This window comes from candidate division WOR-3 bacterium, assembly GCA_016867815.1.
GTDB lineage: Bacteria > Hydrothermota > Tepidihabitantia > Tepidihabitantales > Tepidihabitantaceae > UBA2258.
Genome location: VGIR01000071.1, coordinates 1 through 15,656, shown reverse-complemented (window position 1 = coordinate 15,656; position 15,656 = coordinate 1). Strand labels below are relative to the sequence as shown.

At 63.9% G+C, this 15,656-nt stretch carries 10 protein-coding genes; 6 read left to right on the top strand and 4 right to left on the bottom strand.

From position 1 onward, the window contains the following. Positions 1 to 188: 188 nt before the first annotated feature. The 5 genes from FJY68_10580 to FJY68_10560 all read left to right on the top strand — a co-directional run bounded on the left by FJY68_10580 (position 189) and on the right by FJY68_10560 (position 7,464). Positions 189 to 536: a nucleotidyltransferase domain-containing protein gene (locus FJY68_10580; protein ID MBM3332272.1), complete on the top strand. Its 348-nt coding sequence runs from the start codon at positions 189 to 191 to the stop codon at positions 534 to 536. Then, entirely contained in the window at positions 533 to 913 is a 381-nt protein-coding gene (locus tag FJY68_10575) for a HEPN domain-containing protein (protein ID MBM3332271.1), read from the top strand. Before FJY68_10580 ends, FJY68_10575 begins: the two co-directional genes overlap by 4 nt. A 108-nt stretch (positions 914 to 1,021) precedes the next feature. Then, entirely contained in the window at positions 1,022 to 3,664 is a 2,643-nt protein-coding gene (locus tag FJY68_10570) for a PAS domain S-box protein (GenBank protein MBM3332270.1), read from the top strand. Positions 3,665 to 3,846: 182 nt separating this feature from the next. Beyond that, on the top strand, positions 3,847 to 4,293 hold the full coding sequence (locus FJY68_10565) for a response regulator (protein MBM3332269.1): 447 nt from the start codon (positions 3,847 to 3,849) through the stop codon (positions 4,291 to 4,293). Between the two features lie 180 nt (positions 4,294 to 4,473). Further along, positions 4,474 to 7,464: a PAS domain S-box protein gene (locus FJY68_10560; GenBank protein MBM3332268.1), complete on the top strand. Its 2,991-nt coding sequence runs from the start codon at positions 4,474 to 4,476 to the stop codon at positions 7,462 to 7,464. Between the two features lie 33 nt (positions 7,465 to 7,497). Here FJY68_10560 and FJY68_10555 read toward each other — a convergent pair whose 3' ends face one another. The 3 genes from FJY68_10555 to FJY68_10545 all read right to left on the bottom strand — a co-directional run bounded on the left by FJY68_10555 (position 7,498) and on the right by FJY68_10545 (position 11,231). Beyond that, entirely contained in the window at positions 7,498 to 8,175 is a 678-nt protein-coding gene (locus tag FJY68_10555) for a transposase (GenBank protein MBM3332267.1), read from the bottom strand. Positions 8,176 to 8,263: 88 nt separating this feature from the next. Then, positions 8,264 to 8,701, bottom strand: a complete 438-nt coding sequence (locus tag FJY68_10550; GenBank protein MBM3332266.1) for a response regulator — start codon at positions 8,699 to 8,701, stop codon at positions 8,264 to 8,266. A 685-nt stretch (positions 8,702 to 9,386) separates the two neighbouring features. Continuing rightward, a complete protein-coding gene (locus FJY68_10545) occupies positions 9,387 to 11,231 on the bottom strand; it encodes a hypothetical protein (protein ID MBM3332265.1) in 1,845 nt (614 codons plus the stop codon). Between the two features lie 1,808 nt (positions 11,232 to 13,039). On the opposite strand from FJY68_10545, the gene FJY68_10540 reads away from it, so the two are divergent. Next, positions 13,040 to 14,917, top strand: coding sequence for a PAS domain S-box protein (locus FJY68_10540; protein ID MBM3332264.1), 1,878 nt, complete (start codon positions 13,040 to 13,042; stop codon positions 14,915 to 14,917). On the opposite strand, the gene FJY68_10535 is transcribed toward FJY68_10540, so the two are convergent. Further along, on the bottom strand, positions 14,914 to 15,327 hold the full coding sequence (locus tag FJY68_10535; protein ID MBM3332263.1) for a transposase: 414 nt from the start codon (positions 15,325 to 15,327) through the stop codon (positions 14,914 to 14,916). The two genes, FJY68_10540 and FJY68_10535, sit on opposite strands and share 4 nt — an antisense overlap. Positions 15,328 to 15,656 lie beyond the last annotated feature (329 nt).

Sequence of the window (15,656 nt, the reverse complement as noted above, 5' to 3'; positions counted from 1 at the left end):
GCATGAGTCAGTGACTCCTTTCATCCGAAGACCAGATTGTCAGGGGAAACCGCACTAACTATTAGACGTTGTCAGACACCGAAGGATGCGTCAAAAGGCACGAATCAGCTGGTTTTTAGACAAGCTCAGTGTCCCTGTTTATTTCTCTATCTTCTTGACATCATCCGCCGTCCTGCTATGCTGAGCCGATGAGCACAGTGAACTCAACAGTCCGGACTCCCGCCGAAGTTCGGACGATTCTGGCCGAGTTCAGGTTGGGACTTGAGTCTCTCTATGGAGACCGGCTCGGCGGCCTCTACCTGTTCGGCTCGTACGCTCGTGGCGAGGCCGAACCGGGGTCCGACCTCGACGTGCTCATAGTGCTGGACGACGTGACCGACTACCCCGGCGAAGTGGACCACACCGGGTCGCTTGCTTCCGAGCTCTCGCTGCGGCACGGACTGAGCCTGAGCCGGGTCTTCCTGAGCCGGCGCGCGTGGACCCAGGGTACCGACTTCTTCGTCAAGAACGTCCGTAAGGAAGGAATCGCGGCGTGAAACCGGAGACGAGGAAGCTGCTTGTGAAGGCAGGACGCGCCCTGCGGGCGGCCGGGTTGTTGCTGCGCGACGGCGCGCCGGACTTTGCCGCCGGCCGCGCCTACTATGCCATGTTCTACGCCGCCGAGGCGGCTCTGGCCGAGAGGGACCAGCAGTTTCGCAAGCACTCGGGCGTTCACGCGGCCTTCGGTGAGTATCTGGCGAAACCTGGTTTGCTCGACCCGAAGCTCCACCGTTGGCTGCTGAACGCATTCGACAAGCGGATTCTCGGCGACTACAGCTACGAGATGGACGTCGACGAGGCCGCGGCCGGAGACATGATAGACCAGGCCCGCGAGTTCGTATCGGCAGTCGAGACTTTCCTCGGGTCTGACTGACCCTGCCCGCCTGCCCGCCGCACCTCGCGCTCCTCGTGCGCTTCTCGCCTCGCCATTCACGCTTCTCGCTCCTCTTGACTGGCCGGCGTGCGGGTGTATCTTCTCGCTATGTCTGGACGACGCGGTTCGCCCGCGTCGGACTCGAGCGCCGGCCTCGACCGTCCTGAGGCGCCGGTAGAGACTGGCCCGGTCCGAACCAGCCCATCCCTACGTCGTGGGCCCGGCAAGGGCCACGTCGTTCTGCTGGTAGCCATACTGGCCGTGACCACGGCCGCGTCCACGCTCTTGGCAATTGTCATCCTGTACAGCGCCTCGCTGAACCAGACTCGCAGTCGGCTGCGGGAGTACGTTCAGAGTCAGGCTCGCCTCATCGAACAGATTGCGGCCCACGAGGAAGGAGGCGGCGACCTCCTGCCCGCATCGACCGGACGCGGCGCGTCAAGGCAGGCGGTCCTGAAACAACTCGCCGGAGCGCACGCCTTGTACGGGCGCGCGAGCCGAACCGGCGAGTTCAAGATTGCCGAACGCATCGGCGACAGCGTCCACTACCTGCTCAGTCACCGGGGTCCTGGCGCGGGCCTGCCGAAGGCGAGAGCCTGGGACCGAGCAATCAGCACACCGATGCAGCACGCTCTTTCCGGTTTGTCGGGGACGATGGTTGGCCTTGACTATCGCGGAGCCAGGGTAGTGGCCGCGTACGAGCCCGTGCAGGTGTACGGCTGGGGCGCGGTGGCGAAGATAGACCTGGACGAGGTCCGCGCCCCGTTCGTGCAGGCCGGCCTCCTCGCCGGCCTGGTTGCTCTGGTCCTTCTCCTCTTCGGCAGTTTCCTCTTCTTCCGCGCCACCGACCCGGTGTTGCGCCGCCTGGCTGACAGCGAAAACCGGTATCGCTTCCTCTTCAACGAGGCGCCGGCCGCAATTGCCACCGCCACGTATGAAGGCGAGATAGTGGATGCGAACCGACTCCTCGGCACGCTGCTCGGTTACTCCAGCGATGAACTGAGTAGGCTCAACGTCGCCACACTGTACGCCGACCCGGGAGGACGGGAAGCCGTGCTTGCCGCGCTGCGCCGGGACGGCAAAGTAGTGGACCGCGAAGTGCCGCTCAAGCACAAAGGCGGCTCGATCATCACGTGCCTGATGAACGCGTGGCCGGCCGAACGCGAGGGCAGGCAGGTTGTGTTAACCACTTTGCTCGACATCACCAAACGCAGGCGGGCCGAGGAGCTGCGGCATGAGAGTGAGAGCCGATTCCACGAGCTGTTTGATAGCATCGGCACGTGTGTGGCGATCTACGAGGGACGCGAAGATGGGCAGACTTTCGTCATCAAGGATTTCAACCCTGCAGCCGAGCAGACCGAGAAGGTGAAGCGCAAGGACATTATCGGCCGCAGCGTGGCCGAGGTCTTCCCCGGCGTAAAGGAGCTCGGCTTGTTCGACGTGTTCCAGCGCGTGTGGAAGACCGGGAAGCCCGAGCACCACCCGATCTCGCTCTACAGGGACGACCGCATTGCCGGCTGGCGTGAGAACTACGTGTACAAGCTGCCGACCGGCGAAATCGTAGCCGTCTACGAGGACGTCACCGAACGCAAGCGGGCCGAGGAGCGAATGCGCTTCTTCTCCACGGTGTTCGAGCATACCAGCGAGGGCGTGTATCTCATCCGGGCGGCCGACGGCACGATCGTGCAAACCAATGCCAGGTTCGACGCGATGTTCGGGTACGTGCCGGGCGAACTGGTCGGTAGGAACGTGTCGGTGGTGAACGCTCCCGACAGCGAGTCGCCCGGCGAAACCGCCGCGAAAATCATCGCCGAGCTGAATCGATCCGGAACGTGGCGAGGAGAAGTCAGGAACGTCAAGAAGGATGGGACACCCTTCTGGTGCGAGGCGGTAGTTTCGACCTACAAGCACCCCGATTTCGGCGAGGTGTGGCTCTCGGTGCACCGCGACATCAGCGAACGCAAAGAGGCCGAGGCTGAGGAGGAGCGGTTGAACCGGGAACTCGCCGCCAAGGCAGCGGAACTTGAGCAGTTGATCTACGCCGCATCCCACGACCTGCGGGCGCCGCTTGTGACGGTGAGAGGTTTTGCCGGGGAGTTGCGCAAATCGCTTGAGGACCTGGCTGCCGAGCTGAAACTGACGGAATCTGCTCCGAAGGAACGTGAGCGGCTGGCGGCGGTGATTGAGCAGGACATTCCGCAGGAGCTCAAGTACATCGAGGCCGGGGCGGCGAGAATGGACGCGCTCCTGGCCGGGCTGCTCAAGCTCTCCCGATTGGGTCGAACCACCGTCAAGATCGAGGTGGTGGATATGGGCGCCATTGTCGACAGCGTCCTGCGCAGCTTCGAATTTGCCGTCCGGGAGGCCGGCGCCATCATAGACGTGTCCGACCTGCCGCGCTGCATGGGCGACCCCACGCTGGTCAGCCAGGTAGTCGCGAACCTGGTAGACAACGCCATCAAGTACCGCAGCCCGGACCGGCCGCTGGTCCTTACCGTATCGGGAAAGCTGGACGGCAAACGGGCGGTCTACTGCGTCGAGGACAACGGCCTCGGCGTCGACGGCGATTGCGTGCGGCACGTCTTCGAGCCGTTTTACCAGGTGGAGCCGAAGCAGGGCACGGGTGAGGGACTGGGCCTTACCATCGTCGGAAAGAACCTGGCCAGGATGCGTGGGAGAGCCTGGGTGGAGTCCGAGCCGGGTAGGGGGAGCAGGTTCTACATAGAACTGCCGGCGGCGGGCAAGCGATGAGTTGCGAGTTGCGAGTTACGAGTCACTGGTTGCGAGTCACGAGTCCCGGGATGAACTCGAAACCCGTCACTCGCAACGCGAAACTGGTGTGTTGCGGGTTGCGGGTTACGAGTGCCAGGTTGCGGGACGGACTCGAAACTCGTCACCCGCAACTCGAGACTGACCGAGAATAGGAGCTATGGATGAAGAAAGAAGTAGTCATACTGATTGCCGAAGACGATGAGGCGCATGTACTGCTGATCCAAAGCAACCTGAAGCGGGCCGGAATCAGCAACGAGCAGCTGGTGTTCCCGAACGGCCGGGAAGTGCTGGACTTCCTGCTTCGGCGCGGGACCGGCCGCAGACGCGAGCCGGACACATCGTACCTCCTGCTCCTGGACATCCGCATGCCCAAGGTCGACGGCACGGAAGTCCTGCGGCAGGTGAAGGCCGACCCGGCACTGAAGCGGATGCCGGTCATTGTCGTCACGACCACCGACGACCCGCGGGAAATCGCGCACTGCCACGAGCTGGGCTGCTCCAGCTATGTGACCAAGCCGCTGGGATACGATCAATTCGTCGAGGCCATCCGCCGACTCGGGTTGTTCCTGCTGGTGGTGGAGGTACCGAAGCTCAACCACGAGGAGTAGGTGCGGCTGTCGAGTTACGTGTTGCGAGTTGCGAGTGACAGGTAGTACAGTGGCGACTCCCCTCGACCCCGAGCGACGCCGGTCGACTCCAGTCGCCGGAGTCGAGAGCCCACCTCCCGTATCCCGCAACCCGCAACTCATCCCCCGTAACCCGCAACTCGTCACCCGCCACCCGTCGCCGTGAACCTCCTCGACACAAGAACCATCCTGTTCGGCGACCTGCTCACCACCGCCATAGGCGTCGTTGTCATGCGGTCGCTGTGGACGCGCTACCGCCGTCGCTCCGGAGCCTACGTCTTCTGGCTGGCCGGATACGGACTGCACTTCGCCGGCACCCTGATGGTAGCGCTGCGTTTGGTCATACCGGCCCCGGTTTCCATCCTCTTCGGGGTACCGTTGTTTCTGGCCGGTGCGCTGCTGCTGCTGCTTGGTTCCGAGCAATATGTCGGCAGGAACCCCAGTGCATTGCGTCTCTGGGTGAACTGGGGCTTGCTCGCGCTGCTGTTCCTCGTTCAGGCCTGGTTCACCTTCGTAACGCCCAGCCTTTTCGCGCGCAACACCAATCTCTCGGCAGGCCTTGTCATCTACATGGGCCAGGCGGCCTGGCTCTTCCTGCTCCGGGCGCCCGCGGATTATCGCTCCTCGACTCGCCTGACGGGTATGCTGTTCCTCGCGTTGGTTGTGGTGAGCGTGCTGCGGGTGGTTGCCGAGCTGTACGTCCCGCCCGGGCAGGACTTCTTCCGGTCCGGTTTGTACGACAACCTTGCGCTCGTAGCCTATCAGATGCTCTTCGTGGCGCTGGCCTTCGGCCTGCTGCTGATGGTGAACCAACGGTTCGCCGTGGAACGGGAGAGGGACGTCTGGGGGCGCAGGCTGGCGGAGAGGGAACTGCGAGAGAACGAAGCGCGCTATCGGGCGCTGGTGGAATCCTCGAGCGACCACATCTACATCCTCGACCGCGAGGGCCGTTACCTGGTCAGCAACGGGCACGTGTCGCTCCCGCCCGGGATGAAGGCCGTCGTGATGCTCCGCATCGAGGATCTGCATGAGCCGGTGACGGCAGAAACGTACGCGCGGAACCTGGAGCAGGTGTTTGCCACCGGACGGAGCGTCACCTTCGAGCATCCCATGGCGGCAGGCGATGGAGTGCAGTGGCGTCTGGACACGCTCTATCCTCTGTGGCGCAACGGCAAGGTCTGGGCGGCCGGCGGCATCTGTCGCGATATCACCGAGCGCAAGCTGGCCGAACAGGCGCTGCGCGATGCTGCAGCCCATTGGCAGACTACGTTTGAGGGCATCGGCGACGCGGTTTGCCTGCTGGATACCGAGAACCGAATCGAGCGCTGCAACGGTGCGACGTCAACGCTGCTGGGCAAGTCCGCGGAGGAACTGCGCGGGGAGTCATGCTGCAAGGCCGTCCACGGACGGTCCGCGCCGATTGATGGGTGTCCGGTGCTGCGCGCACGGGAGTCCGGCCGTCGTGAGACAGCGGAAATGACGCTGGGTGACCGGTACCTGCAGGTCACCGCCGACCCGCTCCTTGACCGGGAGGGTCGGTTTGCCGGCGCCATCCACATCGTTGCCGATATCACCGAGCGCAAGCGGGCCGAGATGGCGTTGCAGGCTGAACACGACCGGGCACAGACCTACCTCGACATCGTCGGCTCGATTGTCGTGGCGCTGGACCGGACCGGGCGGATCACCCTTGTGAATCGGAAGGCTTGTGAAGTCCTTGGCTATCGGGAAGAAGAGATGCTCGGCCGCGACTGGTTCGATACCTGTATTCCGGAGCACGTCCGCAACGAGGTGAAAGAAGTGTTCGACCAACTCATGGCCGGAACCGTTGTGCCGTTCGAGCGCTACACGAATGAGGTACTCACCAAGTCCGGTCAGGAGCGCCTCGTCGACTGGCACAACGTGGTGCTCCGCGGCAAGGACGGGCTGCCTGAGGGCACGCTCAGTGCCGGCATGGACTCCACCGAGCGCAAGCAGGCCGAGCGGGCGCTGAAGGAGAGCGAGGAGTTCCTTGTCGATTCTCAGAGGCTGGCCGACATGTGCAGTTGGAAACTGGAGTTCGCCGGCAACAAAGCGTATTGGTCTGACAATTGCTTCGCTCTCTACGGACTCAAGCCGGGCGAGATTGTGCCGAGTTTCGAGGCTTTCCAGTCCCTGGTTCATCCTGACGACCTGCAGGTTCTGGAGAATGAGTATGCAGAGGTTGTCAAGAGCAGAAGTACCCGGACGTCCGAGACGCGCATCGTACTCGCGGACGGAACCGTGAAGTGGATTCACCATAGCGTGGCGCCGATTGTCGAGAACGACCAGGTGGTCGGTTTGAAAGGGATTCAGATTGACACGACCGAGCGCAAGAAGGTCGAGGCTGCACTCTACCGGTCCGGTCGCGAGCTCGAAGCCCACCGCGACGACCTGGAGCGGCTGGTCGCACAGCGGACGCAGGAGCTGAGGGCTGCGCACGCGTCATTGGTAAGACAGGAGAAGCTGGCCACCCTGGGCCGGGTGGCGGGGAGCGTCGCCCACGAGTTGCGCAACCCGCTCGGCGTCATCCGCAACGCGTCGTTCCTCCTGCAGCAGACCGTGGCCGGCAAGCTGGAAGGCAAACCTCTGGAGTACCTGCGGGCCATCGACGAGCACATCGCACGCGCGAACCAGGCCATAACCATGATTCTCGACTTCACCTGGCAGCAGCGGGCCGAGCCGGGGTTGTGCTCGCTGCCGTCGGTTCTCGACCGGGCATTGAGCGAGGCCGCGCCACCGTCGGCGGTGAAGGTCAGCCTCGAACTGCCGAACTCCCTGCCACGGTTCGTGGCCGACGAACGGCAGATGACAGCCGTGTTCCGTAACCTCCTGACCAATGCGGTCCAGGCGATGTCGTGCAGCGGCACCATCCGGATCGGAGCCAGGGCCGCGGGCGCAGACGTCGTTGTCACGGTCAGCGATACCGGCTGCGGCATCCCGCCCCAGAACCTGGGTCGGCTGTTCGAGCCGCTGTTCACGACCAAGGCCGTGGGCGTGGGTCTGGGACTCGCCATCTGCCGGGCATTCGTGGAAATCAACCAGGGCTCGATCTCGGTCGCGTCCGAGGTCGGCAAAGGCACGACCTTCACCGTCACGCTGCCGGCGGCTGGCGAGCAGGCTACGAGCGACGCGTGACGATGCCCATCCGCCATTATTAGGGACACTTCCCTATTTTCCGTCGTCCTTGCGGGGTCTGCCCCGCTTCTGGACGCCCAGCACGCGGTCGAGACTCGATTCCAGCGATGAGAGGAAGGCATTACCTCCGAGGGGCCGGCCGGTCATGGTCGTGCGCCGGATCTCTTCGGTAGTCTCTTCCGGCTCGTCTCGCAGGTAGCTGCGGTACTTCCGTTGCTGCAGTTCCTCTGATAGCCAGTCAGGCTCGTTCAGCAGCGGGTCGGCTTCACCGGTGACGTGGTGTCGGGCGCTCGACCACCGGTACTCCCAGGCCAGTCGCTCGGTCTGCGTGCGGACCGGGTTCCGGTCGATGTATCTCAGGACGGCCCAGAGGTACTCGTCTTTGCTTACCGGGCAGGAGTAGAACCGGTTCTGCCAGAGCCTGCCGCTCCGGTGCTGCTTCCGGTTGACATGCTGCGTGTAAACCAGGTTTGTGCCGGCAAAGCAGCGGGCTAGCGACTCAGGCTCGTGCGGTACCGCCAAAGCATGCACATGGTTCTCCATCAGGCAGTAGCCCCAGATGTCCACCCCGTACTTTCTCCTGTACTGGGCCAGCGTCCAGAGGTAGAACCGTCGGTCGTCATCATCAAAGAACACCTGGCTGCGGTTGTTCCCCCGCTGTGTGACATGGTGCGGCAATCCGACCGCCACAACTCGAGCTATCCTGGACATGCCACGAGCATACCTCCCAGCCGTTGGGTGTCAAGAAAATAGGGAAGTGTCCCTGTTTTGAGCGGCTTGGGAGTCCGGTGCCTGGAGCCTAGAGTTTCTCGCCCGGGGGAAGCGCGGCCAGCTTCTTGACGAGAGCGAGGAGTTCTATCGGGTCTGTCGGCTTGTGGATGGTAGCGTCGATACCGAGCGCCTGTGCCTCGGCCAGCAGGTCGCTGTTGTAGAAAGCCGTGCACACGACGATGCGCGTGCCGGGCGCGGAAGCCTTGAGTCTCACGATTACCTCGACGCCGCTCAGCCCGGGCAGGACCATGTCCACGACGGCGACATCGTAGCGATGCATGGCCAGCAGGCCGAACGCGGCCGGCGCGTCGAGCGCCTTGTCGGCATGGATGTCCGCGGTCCACATGATGTCGGCCAGAGTGTCAAGCAGCCCCGGGTTGTCTTCTACCAGCAGTACTCTCATGGTTCGTTCGGGCATGATTGCCTCCTGACCCCGCGCCGACCCGGGGAATAGTGTATCGTGCATGGTGTAATGCGGCGTGCAGGTCTACCTCTCTCCGAACCAGCGGCCCGGAGCAGAGGTTCCCGCCGGCCGGGACAGCCGCGTCGCGAGCGGGCTCCGGCTGATTCCTCGGCCGCAAGGTGTGTCGCCGCCGGGCCGGTTCCATCCGGTTCCACCGTTCGCTTCAGGCTCAAGCGAGACACTCTAGCGCCGGTCTTCGCGTTTGTCAAGTCGCACTGCCGGTGACGAGAGCGACCCGGGACTTTGCCTCCGCCGCCCACGCCGGGCGCTGTGCCGCATGCACCCGAGGGAACCCGGGCAGCGACAACCGGCTCAGGCATTCTCCTCTCGGTGACGCAGTATCGGGTTCCGGGACCGGAAAGCACCGATTCCAGGGTCTCCGGACGGCCGGACGGTTCCCGCAGGGACGACTTCGTGCTGCCGGTGGACGAGCACACCCGGAGCGACGACCGCTGGGTCGATCCTCGTGCCTCCCCTCCTGGAGGATGACCGCCGGCATCTGCCGCGGCCCCCGTCTGTTTTCGCTCGACAGCGTTCGCGGGGTTTCTCTAGACACGAGCGCTGAGCGAGATGCTGCGGGCGTGCAAGGTGAGGAATCGGCATTCTGTAGATGAGAACCCGGATTTCGGCCTCGGTGTTCTCGCCTCCTGCTTCCCGCAACCCGCTCCTTGTTGCCCGCCTCGGTGCGCTACGGCAGCAGCGCCCACTCCCGCAGGTCCTGCATGTTGTCAAAGCAGCCGCGGCTGTGCAAGGCATACGCCGTGTCGCTGGTTATCTCCGCCACGGCCAGCGAGTCAAGCGGAGTGAGTCTGACATCCCAGGCGGGAGTGAAGTAGTAGTCATATGCGGTGGGAACGCTCGTGGCAAGATAGGGTTCGGACCGGGCTACGGTGAGCGCCGGGCTGGGGGCCGAGACTTCGGTCCGCGGAAAGAGCAGCCCGCCCAGCGGCGCGACCAGGCCGTGGGGCGCCGTCGAAGCCCCCTGCCGCCAGACATAGGACACGGTATGGAACTCGCGGTCGGGATTGACCCGGCGGACCCGGACTCTTGGTCCCAGGTAGCCGGTGGTCGACTCGGCGCCGGTGTAGAAGTCAATGCCGCCCAGGTCGGGGCCGGACCAGATGATACCATATCCGCTGTCAATGTATGGAAGGGCGTCCGGAATCGTCTCGGTGGGGGCGGTGCCCGTGTCGGAGGTCCACGTCGGGTCGTTGTAGAGCTTCCAATGTCGGCTGCGCAACGTCACCGTGTCTCCCGGCTTGGGGGTCGCGTACCCCTGCCGGCCATAGGCATACCAGGAATTCCACGCCGGGTCAATCCTCTTGGTGAGTTGGCCGCTCACCGAATACCCGCAGTAGCGCAGGTACTGCTCGGGCACGTCCTCATTGAAGAACTTGTACGCAGACTCAGGGGCTTCTCCCGGCACCGGTTCCTGGACAGAGGGGTCGTACCACTGCATGACGCGGAACGTACCCACAAGGAGCTGTTTGAGCCCCCGCCAGTTGCTGCTGTCGCCGTAACTCGCCTTGATGTTGCAGGTAGTGGGGTCAACCGTGGCGACCCCGACGGCGGGACCGATGTTTGAGTCGAGGGTTGGGATGGTGTCCAGTGCGGCCGCGATTTGCGTGAGTTCGGCGTGAATCAGGCTGTCGCCGGCGGCGTCGGCCACCAGCAGCGGCAGCGAGTCGTCGGTCCGGGTTATCACCCGGCCGCCACCGGTCTGAGACGGCGGATACGCGCCGGCGTTGCGGCAGGCCTCCTCTGTCCCCAACGTAGCCGCCAGGTCGTGGAAGGTTTCGACAATGTCGTCCTGCAGAGCAGAGAGCCAATTGGCCGTCGTATCCAGCTTCCGGATCGAACCGGGATACTCGAGGGAGGAAACGGCAACCGGGTCGGAGCTGCCGAACAGCGCCAGCGTCATCTGTTCTCCCATCAGCCTTACCGACAGATCGAGAGAGTCGCGGTAGAGCGCCTGCGCCAGAGCTTCACCCACGGTGAGCACGGTCATCCACGTGTACACGCTCTTGATGCCGACGTTCAGGCTCGCGTTCAGGTTGAGCGCCCGGGCAAGCCAGATGGAACCCGTGAAAGCACCGGCATCGGCCGCGGTCTGCACGCGCACCTTCTCGGTCGTGGCATGGGTCACGTTCGGTACCGTCAGTATGAAGGCTAGAAGCACCAGGAGCATGCAGGCGCCGAACAGAAGGACCTGCCCGTCGGTGTCCTGCAGCAAATGCCGCGCGAAACCGGTCGGTCTGCTTCCGCCTCGTTCCCTGCGCCCGCCGGCCGATGCCGGGCACTTCCCGGGGGGCCGGCTGAATCTACCCGCGTCACCCGGACTCCCGCGCCGGGCAGGCACGCGTCCGGCGTCCCGAAAACCACCCCGCCGCCGAGGCAGGCGGCGGGATGGATGGGTGTTAGGAGGCAGGTAGGATCGCGTTACATAAAGGGGGTCATGACCTCGCTTCCCGGGAGAATGCTCCATCCCGGTCTGCTGCTGCGGGTCCAGGTATCGGCCTTCTTTCGCTGCCATCAGGACCGGGCGGCGCTATCCGGCTGCTCGGTATGCACATGGGATTCCGCTCCGATCGGCCGATGCCGGCTGTTCTGCACGGTGATTGGCAGTCTCGTCCCGCCGGCAATGCGGTCTGGTTCTTCGGCCTGGACCGAGATCGCAGGGTCACCGGAGTTCAAGAGGGCCTGGAAGTACCCACAGATTCTGCGTTGGGGCCTGGCGGTTGAGCCGCTTCCTCGGTCCGGAGGCGCGAACGTTGCTCTCCGTCTTTGACTTGCGGCCCCACCAGAACCCGAAGGCTCGGCTTACGGTCGCAGCGTACAGATTGTCGTCATTGGATTTCATGCCTTTCCCTCCAATCCAGGCTTCAGACTTCACCTTTCCCGAAACAGCGTCCACAATACTCAGTGGAACGACGGCGCCGCCGGTCGCTTTCCAGCCATGGCCCCGGGCAGTGTGCCGGCCCAGGAGACCGGTCTGGCAACTGGGGCGCCCTTCAGGGCAGGCCGCGCGCCCGCCATCGCTCCGGGCAACAACCCGCCTACCCAGGCCGATGGCGCGATCCCTGAAAGCTGCGATCGAACCAAGCCAGATTCTTCCTTTTTCATAGCGCCAGCCGGGGCTGCTAGACGCCGGCCCGCAATCATCAGGTGAAGCTCGTCTTCGGTGATTTCCGGCAAGACATCCGTTGCGCAAGTATGCGTGCTCATCGTTCAACCTCCCAATCTACCGTCATCATGAGTTTCTTTTCTACCGTCATCATGAGTCTGCGGGATATGCGCGGAGCACCCACTCCGGCTTGGTCTGCTGCCACGATTCAGACCGAGCCCGCAGCCGGCGAAGGTCGAGATGAGGCCGTGTGACAGCAGACCAAGTTCTTTCGGATGTGCAACCCGTGGCAAACTCATACTGATAGTGATGCAGGTTCCATGCCATCGTCCTTTGTTGATGCTGCGATGAGCAAGATGACGGCAGGAGTCTGCCGGCAGGAGCTAGACAAACCTATATGAAATGGCTAGTTAGCCGCCCTGGGTCTAGTGACGTGGACCATACCATCACGTAGCGAGAGGACGGAATCGCAGTGAATGGTGAGACGCGGACAGCAGGTCTGGATTTGGAGTTTGGAGCCTGGGTTTTGGAGTTTGGAGTCGGTCGCAAGTTCTCGCTCTGGCTCGGAACCTGGGCCTCAGGCCTACGGCTGCGAGCGGGTGGACCTCCGAAACCGACAGTGAAAGGCCAAGCACCCGGGACCAGGCAGACAGGGTTGATTCCAGCCTTCACCTCACGTGTGCCCGGGTTTGAGCCCGGCATGGACTCGACGTAGATGGGACTCATTGACAAGTTCCCGCACGACACTATATTATCCGCAGTGCGTCCGCGCGCTGTCGTGAAGACTGAGCGGTACGGCGTCCCCGGGGCTGGACTTCTGCCCGAGACTCGCCGCTGTCTCCCTCAACAACGAGAGAGACCGACGTTCGCGCGTACCGGCCTGCCGCGCCGGGCTGCGGTTCGCGTGCAAAGCAGGCGCGAGTCGCGGGTGACCCTTGAACGGGCGCTCGCGGCCGCCTCGTCTCGACCGAGCCGACCAAACGCCGCCGGCTCGCGGGCCGGACCGACGCGCGCAACGCGCCTACGGGCCGGTTGCACGCCTTGCGGGAAGGGATATTGAAACCGACCGGCTGCGGCAAGTGACGAGCAGGCGATGGGTACGACACGAAGCAGGAAGAGAGAGGGAGGTCGTGAACCCGAAGTCCTTTCGCGCGCATCCGATTTTCACTTCCCGTGTTGCGCCCATAGTCAGGGCGAACAGCAGAGCGAGGTGAACTGTGAACGACACGCCTGACCCGGAGCGCGATTCGCGCCTGGCGCCTGGCGCCTCACCGCCAGCTTCGAACCGGCGCGTGATTGTTGCGTCAGGTGACCATGACCTCGGTCGGGTGATCTGCGAGCGGTTGGAAAAGGCGGGCTTGAACGCCGTCGGCGTTCTCTCGGGCGCGGACGCGATTGCCGTGGCGGAGCAAAGCCCGAGTTGTCTGCTGGTGCTCGACCAAATCCTGCCCGACATGGTCGCTCGCCGGGTCGTCGCCGAACTTGCGGCGCGGGGACGACAGGTTCCCTTCATTGTCATGACCGGCAGCGGCGACGAGCTCGTGGCGGTGGATATGATGAAGCTGGGCGCGCGCGACTACATCGTCAAGCAGGCCGACTTCATCGAGCTGTTCGCGCCCGTCGTCAGACACGCCCTCGCCCAGGTTGCGACCGAGGAGCGGCTGGCGGCGTCCGAACGAGCGCTGCGCGAGAGCGAACAGCAGCTGCGTACGATCACCGATACGGCGAGTGACGCCATCGTCATGATGGATGATTCCGGATGCGTGACGTTCTGGAACCCGGCCGCCGAAGCGACGTTCGGCTACGCCGCGACCGAAGCCCTCGGCCGCCGGCTGCACGAGTTCTTCGCACCCGAGCGGTTCCGCGCTGCTCATCACGCCGCGTTCGGCCGGTTCCCGGCGACCGGCGAAGGCCGGGCGGTCAACAAGACCGTGGAGCTGGCCGCGATTCGGAAGGACGGGACCGAGATTGCGGCCGAACTCTCTCTCTCTACGATCAAGCTGGGCGACAAGTGGCACGGCGTTGGAATCGTCCGCGACATCACCGAACGCAAGCGGGCAGAGGAAGCCCTGCGGGCCGCTTTCGCCGAGATCAGAACCCTGAAGGAGCAACTCGAGGCCGAGAACGTCATACTGCGCGAGGAGGTGAAGCTCAGCCATGTCCACGGTGACATTGTGGGCGAGAGCCAGGCCATCAAACGGACGCTGGCGCTGGCGGAGCAGGTCGCCTCGACCGACTCGACCGTCGTCATCTACGGCGAGACCGGCACCGGCAAGGAACTGCTTGCCCGTTCCATCCACAACCTGAGCAAGCGCCGCGACCGGCCGCTCGTCACCGTCAACTGCGCCGCCATGCCGGCCACGCTCATCGAGGCCGAGTTGTTTGGCCGGGAGAAGGGTGCCTACACGGGCGCGGCCACGCGGCAGGCGGGCCGGTTCGAAGTTGCCGACCGAGGGACCATCTTCCTGGACGAAGTTGGCGAGCTCTCCCCCGAGGCACAGGCCAAACTACTCCGGGTGCTGCAGGAGGGCAAGTTCGAACGGCTCGGCAGTACCAACACTCTGACAGCCGACGTCCGCGTCATCGCCGCGACCAATCGGAACCTGGAACAGGCGGTCAGGAACGGCAGGTTCCGTGAGGATTTGTTCTACCGGTTGAATGTCTTTCCGATAACGGTACCGCCCCTCCGCGAGCGGCGTGAGGACATCCCGCTCCTGGTCTGGACGTTCGTCCGTGAATTCGGTGAGAAGATGGGCAAGCGCATCGAGACGATTCCGAGGACAACCCTCGAGGCGCTGTGCGGCAACCCCTGGCCGGGGAATGTCCGGGCCCTGCGCAACACCATCGAACGGGCCATGATTCTGTCATCCGGCACCGCGCTTCAGGCAGAAGTTAAGGACGTGGCGCCGGGCGCGGCAGACCTGACCGTGGACGACGCAGCCGAGCGCGCCCGTATCACACGCGCGCTGGAGGCGTCCGGCTGGCGCATCCGAGGAGCAGGCGGCGCCGCCGAGCAGGTCGGCCTCAAACCGACCACGCTGGAATACCGCATGAAGAGGCTGGGGATTCGGCGGCCACGAGAGAAAGACAGCTAGCCCTCATTCCGCACTTCGCAGGTGCCGTGGCAACCGGCGACAGCAGCAGCCTCTCTTGGGACTTCTCCTTGAATAGCGAGGCGTGGACGGAAGAGAAAAGGCGCAGAGGCAAACTCCAGTGGCGCCTCGTGGCTCTCAGCCGGCTTTTCCAAGCGTACCGGGAGTTGGTGGAATCGGTTCAGCCCTGAGCGGGTTCGTTCTACCACCCAGCGCCGCTCCGGATGTCGGCGGCCGTCCTGCGCAGTGCGGATCTCCTCGCCGCTCTGGCGAACATGCGGAACACATTGGCACTGCTTCTGTGCCTGTGCGGCGAGCTTCCCGGCATATCCCCTATCGGCACACAGATGTTGGACCATCGCTCCGGGGCGACGAATCACCCGCGCGATCAGCGTCGGTCCAAGCAGCTTCACCCCTGCCGTTGGGCACCGCTCACGACCAATGACAGCGGGGATCCACGACCGTCGACAAGCAGACTGCGTTTGGTCCCATTGTTCACCGGGTCGGTTGGATTCCGCCCGACCGCTTCCTGCACCGGTATGGGGACTGCACCGGATTGCTGCCGCGTCCCCGCGGCCGGGGACTGTGGGGCTGTTGAGAAACCACCCTCAGATCGGTGACGATGCTGGTATCGGCTGGTCTGATGTTGGCCTCGGCCTGAAGAACCAACTGAGGAGCATGAGAAGGAGTGCCGCCAGGCACTTCAAGTTCATCACCGCCGCCGTGAGATAGGCCTGAATCG

Excerpts from the sequence above, each read along its gene's own strand:
- FJY68_10570 (MBM3332270.1), top strand. The coding sequence starts at position 1,022 with ATGTCTGGACGACGCGGTTCGCCCGCGTCGGACTCGAGCGCCGGCCTC.
- FJY68_10565 (MBM3332269.1), top strand. The coding sequence starts at position 3,847 with ATGAAGAAAGAAGTAGTCATACTGATTGCCGAAGACGATGAGGCGCAT.
- FJY68_10550 (MBM3332266.1), bottom strand. The coding sequence starts at position 8,701 with ATGCACGATACACTATTCCCCGGGTCGGCGCGGGGTCAGGAGGCAATC.
- FJY68_10580 (MBM3332272.1), top strand. The coding sequence starts at position 189 with ATGAGCACAGTGAACTCAACAGTCCGGACTCCCGCCGAAGTTCGGACG.
- FJY68_10545 (MBM3332265.1), bottom strand. The coding sequence starts at position 11,231 with ATGGCAGCGAAAGAAGGCCGATACCTGGACCCGCAGCAGCAGACCGGG.
- FJY68_10555 (MBM3332267.1), bottom strand. The coding sequence starts at position 8,175 with ATGTCCAGGATAGCTCGAGTTGTGGCGGTCGGATTGCCGCACCATGTC.